The sequence below is a fragment of the Microbacterium telephonicum genome (assembly GCF_003651225.1).
Taxonomy (GTDB): Bacteria; Actinomycetota; Actinomycetes; order Actinomycetales; family Microbacteriaceae; genus Microbacterium; species Microbacterium telephonicum.
On sequence record NZ_RCDB01000003.1, the window covers coordinates 387,363 to 405,657 of the forward strand.

An 18,295-nucleotide genomic window follows, 5' to 3' on the forward strand; every position below is an offset into this window, starting at 1 on the left:
CCCCTCGTGTTCGTCACCGGCCGTTTCGCCTTCGCCGTGGGCATCGGCGTCGTCCCCACCGTGCTGCTGGGCTCGGCGGGGCTGTCGCCGTGGCTCGTCGCGGCGGCGTGGATGCTGTTGTGCCTCGTCGCCGTGGGCGTGGACGTCGCCGCGGCCGCCGACCTACGCCGCATCGCGGTGGAGCGGCGCGTGCCCGCACGAGCTCTCCGCGGCGAGCGCGTGCCCACCGCGGTCGTGCTGTGCAACGACGGCGCCCGGCGACTGCGGGGACTCCTGCGCGACGCGTGGCAGCCGACGGCCGGCGCGCCGGCGGCCCGGGTGCGCGTCGACGTGCCGGCCGGCGAGCGCCGCGCCGTCGACGTGCCACTGCGGCCGCGGCGCCGCGGCGAGCTGCGCAGCGCCTTCGTCGTGCTCCGCGGGGCGGGGCCGCTGGGGCTCGCCGGACGGCAGCGGCGCATCGACTCCCCGGCCGCGCTGCGCGTGCTGCCGCCGTTCCGGGCGCGCCGGCACCTCCCGTCGCGCCTCGTGCGGCTGCGTGAACTCGACGGCAACACGAGCGTGCAGGTGCGCGGGCAGGGCACCGAGTTCGACAGCCTGCGCGAGTACGTGCGCGGCGACGACGTGCGCTCCATCGACTGGCGCGCGACCGCGCGGGCGGGGACGACGATGCTGCGCACGTGGCGCCCCGAACGCGATAGGCACGTCGTCATCCTCGTCGACACCGGCCGCACCGCGGCCGCGCGCGTCGGTGACGGGGTGCGCCTGGACGCCGCCATGGAGGCCGCGCTCCTGCTCGGCGCGCTCGCGACGCGCGCCGGCGACCACGTGCACCTCGTCATGTTCGACCGCGTCGTGCGCGCCCGGGTCACCCGCGTCGACGGCGCGGCCCTGCTGCCGGCGCTCGTCGACGCGATGGCCCCCGTCGAGCCGCAGCTCATCGACACCGACTGGGATGCGGCCTTCGCGCAGGTGCGACTGCTCACCACGCGCCCCGCGCTCGTGGTCGTCCTCACGGCGCAGGATGCCGTCGCCTCGGCGCGGGCCTTCCTCGGGTCGCTGCCGGCCCTCACGGCCCGCAGCCGCGTGCTGGTCGGCACGGCGACCGACGACCGCGACGCCCCCGTCGCCCGGCGGGCCGCCGAGGACGTCTACCGGGAGGCCGCCTACGAACGCGCCGCGCGGGAAGCCGAGGAAGTCTCTGCAGCCGTCCGCCGCGCCGGTGCCGAGGCCCTCACCGCTTCCGCCGAGGACCTGCCGCCCGCGATCGCCGACCGCTACCTCGCGCTCAAGGCCGCCGGCCGCCTCTGACTCCGCCGCATCCATCCGCCCGTCGGGCGGGACGCGTCGAGACATCATCCCGCGCGCGAGAAATCACCGGCGCGATGATGTCTCGGCGCGCGGTCGGTTTCTCACCGGGCGACATGTGCGGATGACGCACCGCGACGCGCGGTGACGACTTCCGACGTCGGTACTGCACGAAACCCGCGATCAGCGGCAGAATCAGCGGCAACAGGCGATTCTTCGCGAAAGGAACGACCATGAGCCCCGATCCGATCCCCGACAAGCCCGTCGCCCCGACCCCGCTGGACCACGCACCGGCACCGGCGGGACCCACCACCACCCAGAAGCTGCTCGCCGAGGCGCTCGGCACGTTCGTGCTCGTCTTCGGCTCGATCGGCGCCGCGCTGTTCGCCTCCGACTTCGGCGTCGGCGCCAACGGCTCCTCTCTCGGCATCGGCTTCGTCGGCGTCGCGTTCGCGTTCGGCCTCACCGTCGTTGCAGGCGCCTACGCATGGGGTCCGATCTCGGGCGGTCACTTCAACCCGGCCGTCACGCTCGGGCTCGCCGCCGCGGGACGCTTCGCGTGGAAGGACTCGGTGGGCTACATCGTCGCCCAGGTCATCGGCGGCGCCGTCGGCACGAGCCTCATCGTGCTCATCGGCCTGTTCGGCCCGGGCAGCTGGCTCGCCGACGCGCAGGCGGGCGGCTTCGCCAGCAACGGCTACGGCGACGGCGACGGGTTCGGCTCGCCCGGCGGCTTCGGCCTCGGGGCGGCGATCGTCGCCGAGATCCTGTTCACGGGCATCTTCGTGCTCGTGATCCTCGGCGCGACGCACGCGACGCGGGGCACCAAGTTCGCGGGCCTCGTGATCGGCCTGACGCTCACGCTCATCCACCTCGCGTCGATCCCGATCGACAACACGTCGGTCAACCCGGCGCGCTCGATCGCCACCGCCATCTACGGCGGCGCCGAGCCGCTGCTGCAGTTGTGGGTGTTCCTCGTGTTCCCCATCGTCGGCGCGCTGCTGGCGGGCTTCCTGCACCGCGCGCTGTTCAGCACGAAAGGCATCGACCTCTGACCCGCTGAGAACGCGGAACGGCCCCGCCTGGCATCCAGGCGGGGCCGTTCGCTGCGTGCGGCGCGCGGGTCAGCGGTGCAGGTCGAAGCGGTCGAGCTCGGTGACCTTCACCCAGGCCGCGACGAAGTCGTGCACGAACTTCTCACGGGCGTCGTCCGAGGCATACACCTCTGCGAGGGCGCGAAGCTCGGAGTTCGAGCCGAACAGCAGGTCGACACGCGTGCCGATCCCGACCTTCTCGCCCGAGCCGTCCTTCGCGCCGGCGAACGCGTGGCTGCCCGGGTCGAGCGGCTTCCACGTCGTGCCGAGGTCGAGCAGGTTCACGAAGAAGTCGTTCGTGAGCACCCCCGGACGCTCGGTGAACACGCCGTGGTCCGAGCCGTCCCAGTTGGTGCCGAGCACCCGCAGTCCGCCGACCAGCACGGTCATCTCCGGCGCGGTGAGCGTCAGCAGGTTCGCGCGGTCGATCAGCAGGTGCTCCGCAGGGAGACCGGCGGCCGTCGCGAGCGGACCCTGGTAGTTGCGGAAGCCGTCGGCGGCGGGCTCGAGGTAGCCGAACGAGTGCACGTCGGTCTGCTCCTGCGAGGCGTCGGTGCGTCCCGGGCGGAACGGCACCTCGACGCCGACCCCGGCATCCGCCGCGGCCTTCTCGACACCGGCGTTGCCCGCGAGCACGATGAGGTCGGCCAGGGAGACGACCTTGCCGGTCGCGTCGAAGTCGGCCTTGATGCCGCCGAGCACGCTCAGTACGCGGTGCAGCTGCGTGGGGTTGTTGACTTCCCAGTCCTTCTGCGGCGCGAGGCGGATGCGGGCGCCGTTGACGCCGCCGCGCTTGTCGCTGCCGCGGAAGGTCGACGCCGCCGCCCACGTGGTTCCGACGAGCTCGGACACCGTGAGGCCCGACGCGAGGATGCGCTCCTTGAGGGTCGCGGCATCCGCGTCGCTGATCAGCTCGTGGGTCACGGCCGGCACCGGGTCCTGCCAGATGAGCTCCTCCTGGGGCACCTCGGGGCCGAGGTAGCGGGCGATCGGACCCATGTCGCGGTGCGTGAGCTTGAACCAGGCACGGGCGAACGCGTCGCCGAACGCCTCGGGGTCTTCCTTGAAGCGACGGCTGACGACGTCGTAGGCGGGGTCGACGCGCAGGGCGAGGTCGCTCGTGAGCATGCGGGGCTCGCGACGTCCGTTCGAGTGCGCCATCGGCACCATGTCGGCGCCGCCGCCGTTGACGGGACGCCACTGGTGCGCGCCGGCGGGGCTGCGCATGAGCTCCCACTCGTACGCGTAGAGGATGTGGAAGAACTCGTTGTCCCAGCGGGTCGGGTGGTAGGTCCACGTGACCTCGAGGCCCGAGGTGATGGTGTCGTCGCCGTGGCCGGTGCCGTGGTTGTTCTTCCAGCCGAGTCCCTGCTGCTCGATGCCGGCGGCCTCGGGGTTGTCCTCGATGTTCGTGTCGGGCGCGGCGCCGTGGGTCTTGCCGAACGTGTGACCACCGGCGATGAGGGCGACGGTCTCCTCGTCGTCCATGCCCATGCGGCCGAACGTCTCGCGGATGTCGCGGGCCGACGACAGCGGGTCGGGGTTGCCGTTGGGGCCCTCGGGGTTGACATAGATGAGGCCCATCTGCACGGCGGCGAGCGGCTTCTCGAGGTCGCGGTCGCCGGTGTAGCGCTCGTCGGCGAGCCACGTGGTCTCCGGACCCCAGTACACGTCGTCGTCCGGCTCCCACACATCGGGGCGTCCGCCGCCGAAGCCGAAGGTGGAGAAGCCCATGTTCTCGAGCGCGACGTTGCCGGTGAGGATCATGAGGTCGGCCCACGAGATCGACTGGCCGTACTTCTTCTTGACGGGCCACAGCAGACGCCGGGCCTTGTCGAGGTTGACGTTGTCGGGCCAGCTGTTCAGCGGCGCGAAGCGCTGCTGACCGGCTCCGCCACCGCCGCGGCCGTCGGTGACGCGGTAGGTGCCCGCGCTGTGCCAGGCCATGCGGATCATGAGCGGGCCGTAGTTGCCGAAGTCGGCGGGCCACCAGTCCTGCGACGTGGTGAGCACCTCGGCGATGTCGGCCTTGACGGCGGCGAGGTCGAGCCCGGCGAACGCGGCGGCGTAGTCGAAGTCGCCGCCGAGGGGGTTGCCCTCGACCGGGTTCTTCTTGAGGATGCGCAGGTTCAGCTGGTTGGGCCACCAGACGTGGTTGGCCGAGCCGCTGGTCGGATGCGGCTGCCCGCCGGTGTGCACGACGGGGCAGGAGCCCGCCTCGTCGGGGTTGGGGCGAGGACGGGTCTCGCCGTCGGCGCGCTCGTCGACGGGCGTGTCGATGGGGGTGACCGCCTGGTCGGTGTCGGTGACGTCCTCGCCGATGGGCGCGACGGTCTCGTCCGGGTTGCTCATGCGGGTTCCTTCCTCGGGGAGATGGTGGGGTGGTCGGTGGTGGAGGTGTCAGTCGCGCAGGGCGGCGCACGCGGTGCACAGGCCCCAGAAGGTGACCTCGGCGGCCGCGATGCGGTAGCCGTGGTCGTCGGAGGGCACGAGACACGGCGCATGCCCGACGGTGCAGTCGATGTCTTCGACGGCACCGCATCCGGTGCACACGAGGTGGTGGTGGTTGTCGTCGACGCGCAGCTCGAACAGCATCGGACGACCGGCCGGTTCGATGCGGCGCACCAGCCCGGCGTCGGCGAAGTCGCCGAGGGCGTTGTACACCGACTGGCGGCTCGTGCCGGGAACGGCCTCGCGGATGCGGTCGAAGACGTCGTCCGCGCTCGCGTGGGGGTGGCCGTGCAACGCGTCGTAGACCGCCGCGCGCGACTCCGTGACCCGCAGGCCGACACCGCGCAGGGCGTCGGTGGCGGAGGGCGCGAGGGAGGTCACGGCATCCACTGTACGCGTTGTTTTGACTCTGTCAAAACAACGTCGCGGGCCGGGGCGACGCCGTCGGTCACCCCGCGACGAGCCGTGTCGTGCCGGCCTCGTACTCGGTGAGGTCGCCGGTCTCCCCCGCCCGTGCGGCGCGGCGACCGACGACGAGCATGTACACGAGGAAGACCGCCAGCGCGGCGGTGCCGATCCCGATCTTCAGCGGCCACGGCCACGGCTGGCGCGTGACGAACCCCTCGACGAGGCCCGAGAGCGCGAGGGCCAGCACGAGTCCGACGGCGACCGTCGCGAGCGACCGGCCGGCGGCAGCGAGCGCCTCCCCTCGGCTGCGGGCGCCCGGGGCGATCCACGCCCAGAAGATGTGCAGGCCCGCGGCGGCCGCCACGAAGATGCTGGTGAGCTCGAGCTGCCCGTGCGGTGCGATGAACAGCAGGAACAGGTCGCCGCGACCGTGGGCGAACATCACGGCGGCGGCGGTGCCGACCCCGACGGCGTTCTGGATGACGACCATGACGGGCCAGAAGCCCGTCACTCCGAACAGCACGCACTGCGCGGCGATCCACGCGTTGTTCGTCCAGACCGTTCCCGCGAAGACGGCGGCCGGATTCTCGCTGTAGTAGTCGGTGAACTCGTGCTCGGCGTAGTACTGCAGGTCGGCCGGGTCGCCGAGGGCGGCGAGCACGGCCGGGTCGCGGGCGATCCACACGGCGACGAGCGCGCCCACGAGGAGGAAGCCGAGGGCGACGACGAGCGTCGTCCACCGCAGCCGGTACAGCGCGGCGGGCAGCTGGTGCAGGAAGAACCTCGGCACCTGTCGCAGCACGTTATCGGGTGCGCCAGTCAGGCGCAGGCGCGCACGGGCGAGCAACGTGGAGAGGTGGTCGCCTTCGACGCTGCGCCCGGCGGTCGTCTTGATCTCGGCCAGATCGGCGGATGCCGCGCGGTAGCGTGCGACGAGCTCATCGGCCTCGGCGGCGGTGGGACGGCGCAGCCTGCCCAGCTCATCGAGCCGCTCCCACTCCGCGCGCCGCGCGGCCGTGAGGGCGTCGAGGTCCATGTGGTTCACTGTACCCATGCCGCCGTCCGGGACCCTGCCAGCCGGCCCCGAGGCCCGACCCGGGATCGCCGTCATCCGCCAGGACGAGGTGCTCACCGGCGAGGCCGTCGCCCTCGACGTGCAGCCGCTCGCGTTCTTCCTGCGTGCGGTGGGCACGCTGATCGACATGCTCGCCGGCGTCGCGCTGCTGATCGCCGTGTGGGCCGCCGCCGGGTGGATCACCGGCACAGGCGCCGCCGCCGCGACCCTGTCCCCCATCCTCTCGGTCACCGCGCTCGTTCTCGTGCTCGTCGTCATCCCGACCGCCGTCGAGACCGCGACCCGCGGACGCAGCCTCGGCAAGCTCGCCGTCGGCGGGCGGATCGTGCGCCTCGACGGCGGAGCCGCCGGCTTCCGCCACGCGTTCATCCGCGCGCTCGTCGGCGTCTTCGAGCTGTGGTTCACCGTCGGCGCGGTCGCCGGTATCGTCGGTGCGCTGTCGCCGCGCTCGCAGCGCCTGGGCGACCTCCTGGCCGGCACCTACTCCGAGCGCACGCGCGCGCCGCGCCTGCCGGATCCCGCCGAGGGTGTGCCGGCGCCGCTCGCGGGCTGGGCGCACGTCGCCGACGTCGCGCGGCTCCCCGACCGGGTGGCCCGGCGCGCCGCGCGGTTCGTGCGCAGCGCCGACACGCTCGACCCCGCCGCACGGCTGCGGGCCGCGGCATCCGTCGCCGCCGATGTGACGCCGTTCGTGACCCCCGTGCCGCCCGTCGACCCGGAACTGTTCGTGCGGGGCGTCGTCGCGGTGCGCCGCGAGCGCGAGTTCCGCGCGCTGCACCTGGAGTCGGAGCGCGTCGCCGCGCTCACCGCCGGCGTCGCCGACGCTCCCCCCGGCTTCCCGCGCCGCTGACGCCCGGGCGGCGGGCGGTCAGTACCGGTAGTGGTCGAGCTTGTAGGGGCCCTCGACGGGCACGCCGATGTAGGCGGCCTGCTCGGCGGTCAGTTCGGTGAGCTCGACGCCGAGGGCGGCCAGGTGCAGGCGGGCGACCTTCTCGTCGAGCACCTTGGGCAGCGTGTAGACGCCGGTCGGGTACCGGTCGCGGCCGACCCACAGCTCGAGCTGGGCGAGCACCTGGTTGGCGAACGATGCGCTCATGACGAACGAGGGGTGGCCGGTCGCGTTGCCGAGGTTGAGCAGGCGCCCCTCACTGAGGACGAGTACCGAGCGCCCGCTGGGCAGCCGGAACTCGTGCACCTGCGGCTTGATCTCGACCTTCTCGACGCCGGCGACCGCTTCGAGACCCGCCATGTCGATCTCGTCGTCGAAGTGGCCGACGTTGCCGACGATCGCGAGGTGCTTGAGGCCGAGCAGGTGCTCGACGGTCACGACGCGGGTGTTGCCGGTGCCGGTGATGAGGATGTCGACCTGGTCGATCACCGACTCGAGCCGGGCGACCTGGAATCCGTCCATCGCGGCCTGCAGGGCGCAGATCGGGTCGATCTCGCCGATGATGACGCGCGCGCCCTGACCGCGGAGGGCCTCGGCCGCGCCCTTGCCGACGTCGCCGTAGCCGACGACGAAGGCGACCTTGCCGCCCATCAGCACGTCGGTCGCGCGGTTGATGCCGTCGGGCAGCGAGTGGCGGATGCCGTACTTGTTGTCGAACTTCGACTTCGTGACCGAGTCGTTGACGTTGATGGCGGGGAACAGCAGCTTCCCGGCTGCGTGCAGCTCGTACAGGCGGTGAACACCGGTCGTGGTCTCCTCGGTGACCCCGAGGATCTGCTCCGCCATGCGCGTGAACCGCTGCGGGTCGCGGGAGAGCGAGGCGCGGAGCGTGTCGAGCACGATGCGGTATTCGGCCGAGTCGGATGCCGTGGGCTCCGGCACGGCGCTGGCCGCCTCGAACTCGACGCCCTTGTGCACGAGCAGGGTCGCGTCGCCGCCGTCGTCGAGGATGAGGTTCGGGCCGTCGAAGCCCTCGGCCGACCAGTCGAAGATACGGTCCGCGAGCTCCCAGTATTCGGCGAGGGTCTCACCCTTGAAGGCGAACACCGGCACGCCTGCGGGAGCGTCGACCGTACCGGTCGGACCCACGACGACCGCCGCCGCGGCCTCGTCCTGCGTCGAGAAGATGTTGCACGACGCCCACCGCACCTGGGCGCCGAGGGCGACGAGGGTCTCGATGAGCACCGCCGTCTGCACCGTCATGTGCAGCGACCCGGCGATGCGGGCGCCGGCGAGCGGCTGCGAGGGACCGAACTCCTCACGCAGGGCCATCAGGCCCGGCATCTCGTTCTCGGCGAGGCGGATCTGGTGACGACCGGCGCCGGCGAGGGCGAGGTCGGCGACGACGTGGTCGAGGGTGCGCACGGGGGTCGGCATCCGGCCATTCTTCCACGCGGATGCCGGCGACACGGCGTGCGTCAGACGCGCAGCGTCTCGTGCCGCACGACCATCCACCCCTTGGGGACCGAGAGGCGGTCGGTGTGGATGGCGCAGAGGTCGTGCGCGTGCGGGTCGTTCCCGAGCCCGAGCGGGCCGAGGGCCGCCATCTGGTCGCCGTAGTCGTAGGTCAGGGTCGTGACGGCCTCGCGGGCGCAGCCCACCTTGGAGCAGAGTCTGGTGCGCATCGCGTCCACGCTATCCGCCCGACGGTCGGGCGGACGGATGCCGCGCCGCCGTGGTGGGAGACCGTGGACGCGCAGGCGCCCGGGTCAGAAGAAGCGGAAGCGCTCCGGCCCCAGGTCCCACGGGTCGCGGTCGAGGTACTCGGCGGCGGCGCGGAAAACGTAGGACTCGATGAGCATGCGCCGATGCAGGTCGTCGTCGCGGTGCAGGTGACTCAGTCGCTCGATCGGCAGGCGGAACAGCACGATGCGCTGCTCGTCGGGGCGGGCGTCCCACCGCGGGATGCCGTCGTCGTCGGTCGCGGGCGGCATCGCGGCGACTTCGAAGCGCACGTCGCGCAGCTCCGGCCAGGCGCTGCGCAGGAACTCCGCCGCCGTGCCGACGGCGAGGTCGAACGCGTCCTGGCGGGTCTCCAGTGGCGGCAGCGGCGGGCGGACGACCGGGCTGCGGCCTTCGCGGCCGTGGCGGCCGTGGCGCGATGGCCGCGCGATCGGGGTGCGGGCGCGGCGCCGGATCATGCCGCCATCCTATGCGTCGCACGTTCCCGGGGACGCCCGGGGCGTTTCGACTCGCTCCGCTCGCTCAACGACCGGTGGGGGCACCACCCCCGGTCGTTGAGCGAGGAGCGAAGTGACGAGTCGAAACGCCCTGAACGGCCGACGGGCGCTACTGCAGGTAGACGACGACGTCGGCGGCGGCGGCATCCGACGGGGCAACGGGGTAGCCGGCCAGCGCACCGGCGCCGGCGTAGGTCACACTCGCGCGGATGCCGGACGCAGACGTCTCCAGCACGTACGCGTCGCCGGCGGTCGCATCCACTTGCGCGGCGCCCCCGGCGGGCACGGTCACCTCGACGGGCGCGTCGGTGCCCGCCCCGGCGGTGACGGTGACGGTCACGTCGGAGGCGCCGTCGTTGGTGAGCGTCAGCACGGGCGAGGGGCCGTCGGCGACGACGGCGAGGCTGCGCTCCCCCAGTTCGGGGGCGGCCGCGTACCACGCGAAGTCGTCGGTGGCGCCGTAGCCGGTGGTCTCCCAGAGTCCCGCCACGACGGACGCGCTCGCCTCGACCCGCAGCGTGTAGGTGCCGGCGGCGAGGCCGCCGAGGTTGAGGCCGAGGGGCTGCCCGGCGACGAGGGTCACGTCGGTGGTGGAGGCCGCACCGCCGCCGGTCGGGGTGACGGTCACGGTCGCCGATGCCGCGTCGGTGGGCGCGAGCAGGCGCAGCGTCGTCGTGCCGTCGGAGTCGGCCGACGCCCCGCCGGCGACGGTGAAGGACGGGATCACCTGCGTGGCGGCGGGGTCGGCGGTGGTGCCGGTCTGGTCGACGCCGCCGGGGATGAGGGTGCGGGTGATGCTCGTCTGCACGGACGCGGTGACCGGCGCCGCGCTCGCGTCGACGCGGATGACGGGAGCGTCCTCACCGAGGGCGAGGGCGGCCATCGTCAGCACCCGCTGGGTGCCGGGCGCCACGACGATGTCGGTGCCGGCCGCGGGATGCTGCTCGCCCTGCGATCCGAAGACGGTGAGGTCGACGCTCGCGGCGACGTCTCCCGGGTTGGCGAGAACCACGAGGTCGGAGGCGCCGGTCTGTCCGCTGCCGGCGGCCAGCCACGACACCATGCGCGGGGTCTCGCAGGCCGCGGCGGTGAAGCCGCGCAGGTCGGGGTCGGCGAGAGTGGACGATCCCGCAGCGGCGACCTCGGCGGCGCCGCGTCCGGTGGGGACGGCGACGATCGCGTCGGGCCCGGTGCCGCCCGGCACGTCGCGGGCGGCGAGGCGGCGCGCGGACTCCTCGGACTGCCCGTCGACGGTGGCGGCCACGACATCGGAGTCGGCCGCATCCGCCACCGCGGCGGCGTCGGTCGCATCGCGGCCCGTCGCGAGCACGGGACCCGCGCAGGCGAGCAGGGCTGCCGCCGGTGCCGGCGCGGCGCTGACCGACAGGGGCGCGCGCTGCACGCCGGGCCACGGCAGCACGACGGCGGCGACGCCCCCGCCGATGCACAGCGCCGTCACGACGGCGCCGACGATCAGGCGCGCGGTGGTGCGGGGAAGGCTCATCGGCGGGCTCCGATCACGCGCGGGCTGCGGCGGGCCGCCCGCGCCGTGGTGGCGGTGGGGACGGCCAGCAGCAGGGCCAACAGCACGGCGCCGCCCTGCATCGCGATCCAGCCGACGCCGGGTGCACCCGGGTCGCGCGGGTCGACCTCGGCCGTGACGCGCCAGAGGATCCCCTTGCCGGTGTCGCCGACGTTCTCGAGGGAGTTGCGCAGGTCGAGTGCCGACGCGGCCGAGCGGCCGCTCGCCGCGGCGGCATCCGTCCCGGGGATCTCGACGAGAACGAACCCGACGCCGTGCGCGCCGAGGCGGTCGACGACGTCACCGGCACTTCCCGTGACGAGGTCGGCGACGACGGTCGCGAGCTGGTCATCCGCGGCATCGGCGTCGCCGCGGACCGAGACGAGCGTCGACTGTCCGCCGAGCGTCTGACTGCCGCCCCACACGACGCGGGCGACGTAGGCGCCGGAGTCCAACGGCGTGAGCACGAGCGTCGCGACCCCCGTGCCGCCGCGGCCCTCCGCGGCGACGTACGCGGGGAGGGTGCTCGCGGGCCCGTTGGTGAGCACACTCGCGCCGCGGGCGGATGCCGTGAGCGCCGGGACGGCGGCGACGGCGAGCGCGCCGAGCATGACGAGGGCGATGAGGCCCTGCGGCCGCGGCGCGAGGCGGTCGAGGGTGAGGGCGGCCGCACCGGCCAGGCCCGCCCAGCCGAGGCTGAGCGCGGTGCCCGGCCACAGCGGCGACGGGAGGGCTGCGGTCGATGCCACCGAGATGCCGGCGATCAGCAGCGCGGACCCGATGCCGACGGCGGCGATGACCAGCGTCACGACGGCGGGGATCAGTCGGGTGACGAGCGGGGCGGCGAGGGCCGCGGCGACGAACGGGACGACCAGGATCGGCACCCACCAGGTCGCTCCCCCGGTCCACGCTCCCCATCCGCCGGGGTCGGCGGTCGGGAACCCGGCCAGCAACGCGATGCGGGCGATCGGGTCGTCGCCGCCGGTGGCTCCGGCGACGGGCACGCCGGGGTCGGCGACGAGAGCCCACCACTGTCCGTCGCGGATGCGGGCGAGCGCGATCGGCAGGAACACCGCGAGGGCGGGGACAACGAGCCAGAGCACCCGTCCGATGCCGGTACCGCGCGTGGTCGCCACCAGCACGAGCTGCAGGGTCCACAGCACCAGCAGTGCGGGGGCGAGCGACGGTGCGCACGCGATCAGGGCGACCCCGATGACCGACGCGAGGCCGGCATACGTCCAGGAGCGGTGGGCGGCCGCGCCGGTGAACAGCAGCCACGGCAGCAGCAGGTGGGCGATGACGGCGGCGGGTCGTCCGTCGGTGAGCGCGGCCAGGAGCGGCGGGGCGAGCGTCCAGGCGATCGCAACCGCGGCGCGCGGCAGCGGCCGGTCGGTGACACGGGTCGCGGCGAACCAGCCGCCGAGCGCCGCGAGCGGCAGGGCGATGATCCACAGGACCACGATGGCGCGCGACGGCGCGAGCGGCGAGAGCGAGCCGAGCGTCGCGACCACGGCGCTGAACGGATCGGCGGGCCCGTCGGTCGCCCACCCGAGCATCCGGTCGCCGGCGGGAGCGGCATCCGCCCACAGCTGGGCGACGGTCGCGCGCAGCGGCGCCAGCGCGCCGCCGCCGAGCGTCGGCCAGGCCAGCAGCGCGGGGAAGGCGGCGATGCCGAGCACGAGCGCGGCCAGCACGATCCAGGCGCCGCCGCCCGTGAAGAAGCCGAGCTCGTGGCGGGCCTCGGGGCCGGACTCGATCTCGTGGCGTTCGCGCAGTTCGCGGGGCGTGATCCGCAGCGGTGCGAGCTGCAGCCATCCGGCGCGGCGCGTGCGGCGGATGCCGGCCCGGGCGCGCGCGACGGACGGCAGCCGAACCGCCGCCACGACGGCGGCGGCGATCTCGGGACCGACGCGCGAGGGATGCTTCGTGACGAGCAGGAAGAGGGCGCGCACGATCCCGAGGGGGACGAGGGTCAGCCAGTGCAGGAAGACGGCGGGGCCGGGTGCATAGACGAGGCGACGGTGCAGCTGCGCCGCGCGCACCGCGAACCGCGCGCGGGTGCGGCTCGCGCGGGAACGGTCGTCGGGCAGGCCCGCGACGCCGTCTCCCGCGACGGCGACGATCGCCCGGGGGGCGAGGGCGACGCGATCACCGGCGAGGCGCGCGCGGATGCCGAGGTCGAGACCTTCGTCGGCGCCGGCGAGGGCGGGATCGAGGCCGGCCAGTTGCGTCCAGCGATCGGCGCGCACGAGCAGCGCGCGCACGTCGGCGCCGAGCACGTCCTGCCGTCCGTCGTGCTGACCCTGGTCGAGCTCGCCCCCGGCCAGCCCCACCGTCGCGCCGCCGCGCGTCATCGTGACGCCGAGCGAGACGATGCGGTGCGGGTCGTCCCACCGCACGAGCTTGGGCACCGCGAACGCGACCGACGGCGCAGTCTCGAGGGCACCCGCGAGGTGCGCGAGCGCGTCGGGCTCGGGCGCGGTGTCCTGGGCGAGCAGCCAGACGGCGTCGCCGTCGATGCGTCGCGACGCGAGCTGCAGTGCCTCGGCGTACCGGGTGCCGCGGTCGGCCTCGATCACGCCCTCCGCGCCGGAGGCGGCCGCGATGGCGCGCACGTCGGCGTCGTCGCCGCACAGCACGATCGTGAGCGCGTCGACGGGACGCTTCTGCGCCGCGAGGGCGGCGAGAGTGCGTCGCAGGTGGATGTCGGCGGAGTCGCGCGCGTCGGGACGCACGACCAGAAGCGCATGGACTCGGGCGGGCATGACCCGGCAAGCCTAAGCGGGTCGGCGACGCGATCCGGGAGATCGGGGGCGATTCGGGAGATCGGCCGGGAATCGGCTCGTCATTCCTCCGATGGGGAAGCGGCGTGCGCGTCGAGCCGTGCGCGAGATGGGCTCAGCCGGCGCGGCGCTTGAGCTTGCGGCGCTCGCGCTCGCTGAGGCCACCCCAGATGCCGAAGCGCTCATCGTTCTGCAGCGCGTACTCGAGGCAGTGGTCGCGCACGTCGCACGATCCGCAGATGCGCTTGGCGTCGCGGGTGGAGCCGCCCTTCTCGGGGAAGAACGCCTCCGGGTCGGTCTGCGCGCACAGCGCGTCGGTCTGCCACGCGAGCGCGGTGTCTTCCTCGGTGGCGGCCGGTCGCCGCACCCCGGGGACGCCGAGGTCGACCGGGTCGACGAACCAGTTCTCGGGAACGCCGGATCGGTAACCCGTCATTTCACTCTCCCCCGTGTATGGCCTGCGCGATGCACTAATTACACCCGTGTCATTCCCGGAGGTCAAGTCGCAGATCGTAAACCCTCAACCCGTGATGGAAGGTTGTTGGGCGTCCCGGCGTGTCGGATCAGTGCGACACGCCCGGCTGCGCGACGAAGGCCTCGCCGGTGCCGGTCAGGACGATCTCGGACTCGTCGGCGGTGACGTAGGCCGCCGTCCCCGGCAGCAGCGTACGGCGGGCCGCACCCGCGGCCACCGACACCTCCCCCGCGGTCGCCAAGACGATCGTCGGTCCGGTGACGGGCAGGGTGCGCGCGGCGTCGCCCAGCTCGACCCGGGTGAGGCGGAAGTCGGGTACGCCCGCGTCGTAGACCGACACACCGTCGGTGCCGGCGGCGGCCACGCGCGGGGCGGGCCCGGGCGTGGTGTCGACGAGGCGCAGCAGCTCGGGAGCGTCGATGTGCTTGGGGGTGAGGCCGCCGCGCAGCACGTTGTCGCTGGCCGCCATGAGCTCCACACCGAGGCCCTCCTGATAGGCGTGGAGGGCGCCGGCGGGGGCGAACAGTGCTTCGCCGCGGCGCAGGTCGACGAGGTTCATGAGCAGCGCGACGACGAGTCCCGGATCCCCGGGGAAGTCGGCGGCGATGCGGCGCAGGTTCTCGAGCTCGCGCTCGAACCCGGGCGCGGCGGCATCCGGCAGCGCCGCTTCGACGTCGGCGATCGCGGCGGCGGCCTCGCCCGAGAACAGCCACGCGAGGGTCTCGCGCAGGGCGGCGGACGCGTCGTCGCCCTGCAGATGCGCGGCGAGGGCGCGGATGCCGGGGGCATCACCCGAAGATTCGCCGAGGGCGGCGACGAGCCGGCGGCTGCCGTCGAGCGGGCGCAGACCGACGAGCGCCGTGAATCGCTCGCTCAGGGCGACGATGATCTCCGGCTTGTGGTTGTCGTCGCGATAGGTCCGCTCCGCGGCGTCCCGCGGGATGCCGGCCGCCTCCTCGCGGGCGAACCCGCGGACGGCCTCGTCCTTGGAGGGGTGCGCCTGGATCGACAGCGACGAGCCGGCGGCGAGGATCTTCAGCAGGTAGGGCAGCGGGGCATCCGCCGTGACGGCGTCCAGGGTGCGCCCGTCGTCGGTGCGCGCGGGGCTGCCGGGATGGTCGCCGTACCAGATCTCGGCCTCGGGGACCTCGGAGGGCTCCCGGCCCTGCAGGGCGGGGATCAGCATGGCCGACCCCCAGGAGTAGTCGCGCGGGGTGTTGGTGAGGGCGAGCAGCACCCCACCAGCATAGAAGCGGCGCCGGTGGTGGCACGCCGGAGGAATCGCACGGCCTCGAAGGCTCGCGGCCCGCGCGCGATACCCTGAACGCGGGATGACGGTTCACACGAAGCACCCGATCGCGGCGCCTCCGGCAGCCCCGGTGCGGGAGACCACGGGCCACCTGCTGCTGCGCGGGTGGTGCATCTTCGTGCTCGCCGCGGGACTGGCGGGCACCGCGTGGCTGCTCGCGTTCGGCACGGCCGTCTCGGCGGGTGTCGCGGTCGGGACCGCGCTCGTGTCGGTCGTCCTGTGGATCGTGCTGCGTCCGGCGGTGCAGTGGCGGCGGCTCCCCTGGTTCGCGGTCGGCTACGTCCTGCTCGCGATCGCGTCGCTCCTGTGGTCGGCCTGGCCCGCGGCGACCGGGCTCACCCTCGTGCTGCTGGTGTCGACGAGCGTGCAGGCGATGTTCGTCGGCGCGGTGCTCACGTGGCGCGAGCTCGTGCGCGCCCTCGCGTCGGCGCTCAAGTGGGTGCTGGGGCTGTCGATCCTGTTCGAGCTGTGGGTGTCGCTCGTCTGGGGCGGCCCGATCCTGCCGCGGTTCGTGCGCCCGGAGGGCAAGGTCGCCGACCCGATCGTGCTGTGGTCGCGCGACAACCTGTTCGACGGCGGCCGCATCCAGGGGATCTTCGGCAACGCCAACTCGCTCGCGTACGTGTCGCTGCTCGCGGTCACGGTGTTCGCGATCCTCGTCGCGGCGCGCGCGCCGCGACGCACGCTGCTGTGGGGATGGATCGCGCTCGGCGTGTTCCTTTTCGTGCGCGCCGGGTCGGCGACCGCCTACCTGTCGGCGGCGTTATCGGTCGTCGTGCTCGTGACGGTCGTGCTCATGCGCACCACGCGGCGCGCCGGCGAGCGCAGCAAGTTCTACATCGCCTACGCGGTCGTCGCCGTCGGGGGCCTGACGGCGCTGTGGCTGCTGCGCGACCAGATCTTCGGGCTGCTCGGCCGCTCGTCCGACCTCACCGGCCGTGAGGGCATCTGGGAGCAGGTGATCGCCCGGGCCGGCGAGCGCCCGGTGCTCGGCTGGGGCTTCTCCACGCCCTGGGTGCCGTCCGATCCCGCCTTCGACGGCTGGATCGTCGACCACGGCGTCACGGTCATGCAGGCCCACAACATGTGGCTCGACGTCTCGCTCCAGCTCGGCATCGTCGGCGTCGTGTTCCTCGCGCTCACCTATCTCGCCTTCGTGTGGCGGGGCTGGTTCTTCGCCGTCGACCGCCCCCGCTGGGATCTCGTCTCCGACCGCCCGTACTCGCCCCTGACGCTGCTGCCGACCCTCGTCGCCGCGCAGCTGCTCGTGCAGGGCATCGCGGAGTCCTCCCCACTGCTGGCATGGGGGTGGCTGCTGCTCGTGCTGCTCGCCTTCAAGATCAAGCAGTCGCCGCTGATCGGCCGAGGCCCCTCGGAGGAACGCCTCGCCGGCGAGCGTGGCGAGCACCTCGGCGCGGCGCGTCCATGACCGGCGCTGCGGGCGAGAGCCGGCCGCCGCGCGACGCTCTGAGGGAGCTGCTGCGCTCGGCGGAGTTCGCTCGCGCCTACACACTCACGGTCATCGGCGCGATGCTCGGCACGCACCTCATCGAGCGGCTCATGGGGCAGACGGCCCTGCGCACCGTGATCGCGGGCCTCGCCGTCATCGGCGTGGCCGTCATCGTCGCGCGGCGCGAGGAGATCTCCTTCGTCCGGCTCGTGCCGACCTCGCTCGTGCTGCTGGTCGCCTGGGCCGGGGCGAGCGTGTTCTGGAGCTCGGATGCCGCCACGAGCCTCGGCCGGTGGATCGCGATGGTCGGGGTCGCCGTGCTCGCCGTCACGATCGGCCACGTCCGCGACACGCTGCAGACCGTGCGCGCCTTCGCCGACGTCGCCCGAGTGGCCCTGTGGCTCTCGCTGGGCCTCGAGGTGGTGTCCGGCATCCTGATCGACACTCCGCTGAAGATCATCGGCATCCAGGGCAACATCGCGCAGTGGGGCCCGATCCAGGGGATCTTCGGCACGCGCAACATGCTCGGGATCGTCGCGGTGCTCGCGCTGATCACCTTCCTCGTCGAGTGGCGCACCCATTCGGTGCGGCCCGCGGTGTCGTACCTCTCGATCGCCCTCGCCACCGCCCTCGCCCTGCTGTCGGCCTCGCCCACGGTGTACATCCTCGCGGCATCCGTCGGGGCCGCGACGGTCGCCCTCATCATCGTGCGGGCCGTCCCGGCGCGCAGCCGCGCGGGGGTGCAGTGGGGACTGGCGGGGTTGGTCGCGACGGTCGGGGTCGTGCTGTGGGTGCAGCGCAGCCGCATCCTCGAGCTCCTGGGGGCGACCGACGACCTCGCGATGCGCAACAGCCTGTGGACGCTCGCGAACTTCTACGTGCGGATGAAGCCCGTGCAGGGGTGGGGGTTCTTCGGGCCGTGGGAGCTCACCGAGCAGCCGTTCACGACGATCAACATGCTGCTGCGCCAGCGGCACACGACGGGCCTGAACGCGTTCGTCGACGTGCTCGTGCAGCTCGGCTGGGTCGGGATCGTGCTGTTCGTCGCGTTCGCCGGCATGGCCCTCGTGCGCTCGTGGCTGGACGCCGGCGAGCGACGCTCGGTCGTCTACGCCTGGACGCCGCTCACCCTCGTCGCGCTCGGCGTCACGAGCCTGTTCGAGAGCGTCGCGCTCTACGGCACGGGCTGGCTGCTGCTGGTCGTCTGCGCCGTGCGGGCGGGACAGTCGAGGTCATGGCGGGAGCGGTTGGACGCCATCGGGACGCAGAGGCCGCCGGGGTAGACTTTCGGGGC

At 73.4% G+C, this 18,295-nt stretch carries 15 protein-coding genes; 5 read left to right on the forward strand and 10 right to left on the reverse strand.

The window, feature by feature from the left end:
• Positions 1-6: 6 nt before the first annotated feature.
• Both C7474_RS11470 and C7474_RS11475 read left to right on the forward strand, forming a co-directional pair.
• A complete protein-coding gene (locus C7474_RS11470; protein WP_121060135.1) occupies positions 7-1,308 on the forward strand; it encodes a DUF58 domain-containing protein in 1,302 nt (433 codons plus the stop codon).
• A gap of 230 nt (positions 1,309-1,538) precedes the next feature.
• Entirely contained in the window at positions 1,539-2,360 is an 822-nt protein-coding gene (locus C7474_RS11475) for an aquaporin (protein ID WP_121060137.1), read from the forward strand.
• Positions 2,361-2,429: 69 nt separating this feature from the next.
• On the opposite strand, the gene katG is transcribed toward C7474_RS11475, so the two are convergent.
• From katG to C7474_RS11490, 3 genes are all read right to left on the reverse strand, one after another.
• Positions 2,430-4,751: a catalase/peroxidase HPI gene (gene katG, locus C7474_RS11480; protein WP_121060139.1), complete on the reverse strand. Its 2,322-nt coding sequence runs from the start codon at positions 4,749-4,751 to the stop codon at positions 2,430-2,432.
• A 48-nt stretch (positions 4,752-4,799) separates the two neighbouring features.
• Positions 4,800-5,231 (reverse strand): Fur family transcriptional regulator, encoded by a 432-nt coding sequence (locus C7474_RS11485; RefSeq protein ID WP_121060141.1) that lies wholly within the window; start codon positions 5,229-5,231, stop codon positions 4,800-4,802.
• 67 nt (positions 5,232-5,298) lie between these two features.
• A complete protein-coding gene (locus tag C7474_RS11490; RefSeq protein WP_121060143.1) occupies positions 5,299-6,294 on the reverse strand; it encodes a stage II sporulation protein M in 996 nt (331 codons plus the stop codon).
• A gap of 16 nt (positions 6,295-6,310) precedes the next feature.
• Here C7474_RS11490 and C7474_RS11495 point away from each other — a divergent pair, with 16 nt between their 5' ends.
• Positions 6,311-7,183 (forward strand): RDD family protein, encoded by an 873-nt coding sequence (locus C7474_RS11495; RefSeq protein ID WP_121060145.1) that lies wholly within the window; start codon positions 6,311-6,313, stop codon positions 7,181-7,183.
• 18 nt (positions 7,184-7,201) lie between these two features.
• Here C7474_RS11495 and ahcY read toward each other — a convergent pair whose 3' ends face one another.
• The 7 genes from ahcY to manA all read right to left on the reverse strand — a co-directional run bounded on the left by ahcY (position 7,202) and on the right by manA (position 15,479).
• On the reverse strand, positions 7,202-8,659 hold the full coding sequence (gene ahcY, locus C7474_RS11500; protein ID WP_121060147.1) for an adenosylhomocysteinase: 1,458 nt from the start codon (positions 8,657-8,659) through the stop codon (positions 7,202-7,204).
• Between the two features lie 41 nt (positions 8,660-8,700).
• Positions 8,701-8,907 carry a DUF3499 family protein gene (locus C7474_RS11505; protein WP_121060149.1) on the reverse strand — a complete coding sequence of 69 codons (207 nt, stop codon included), beginning with the start codon at positions 8,905-8,907 and terminating at the stop codon, positions 8,701-8,703.
• Between the two features lie 84 nt (positions 8,908-8,991).
• A complete protein-coding gene (locus C7474_RS11510; RefSeq protein WP_199692439.1) occupies positions 8,992-9,423 on the reverse strand; it encodes a metallopeptidase family protein in 432 nt (143 codons plus the stop codon).
• Positions 9,424-9,571: 148 nt separating this feature from the next.
• Entirely contained in the window at positions 9,572-10,966 is a 1,395-nt protein-coding gene (locus C7474_RS11515; protein ID WP_121060151.1) for a DUF5719 family protein, read from the reverse strand.
• On the reverse strand, positions 10,963-13,749 hold the full coding sequence (locus tag C7474_RS11520) for a glycosyltransferase (RefSeq protein ID WP_121060153.1): 2,787 nt from the start codon (positions 13,747-13,749) through the stop codon (positions 10,963-10,965). The genes C7474_RS11515 and C7474_RS11520 overlap by 4 nt, the downstream gene beginning before the upstream one ends.
• A 133-nt stretch (positions 13,750-13,882) precedes the next feature.
• On the reverse strand, positions 13,883-14,203 hold the full coding sequence (locus C7474_RS11525) for a WhiB family transcriptional regulator (RefSeq protein ID WP_121060155.1): 321 nt from the start codon (positions 14,201-14,203) through the stop codon (positions 13,883-13,885).
• Positions 14,204-14,330: 127 nt separating this feature from the next.
• Positions 14,331-15,479 (reverse strand): mannose-6-phosphate isomerase, class I, encoded by a 1,149-nt coding sequence (gene manA / locus C7474_RS11530; RefSeq protein WP_121060157.1) that lies wholly within the window; start codon positions 15,477-15,479, stop codon positions 14,331-14,333.
• Positions 15,480-15,573: 94 nt separating this feature from the next.
• On the opposite strand from manA, the gene C7474_RS11535 reads away from it, so the two are divergent.
• Both C7474_RS11535 and C7474_RS11540 read left to right on the forward strand, forming a co-directional pair.
• Positions 15,574-16,980, forward strand: coding sequence for an O-antigen ligase family protein (locus tag C7474_RS11535; RefSeq protein ID WP_121060159.1), 1,407 nt, complete (start codon positions 15,574-15,576; stop codon positions 16,978-16,980).
• On the forward strand, positions 16,977-18,284 hold the full coding sequence (locus C7474_RS11540) for an O-antigen ligase family protein (RefSeq protein ID WP_121060161.1): 1,308 nt from the start codon (positions 16,977-16,979) through the stop codon (positions 18,282-18,284). Before C7474_RS11535 ends, C7474_RS11540 begins: the two co-directional genes overlap by 4 nt.
• Positions 18,285-18,295 lie beyond the last annotated feature (11 nt).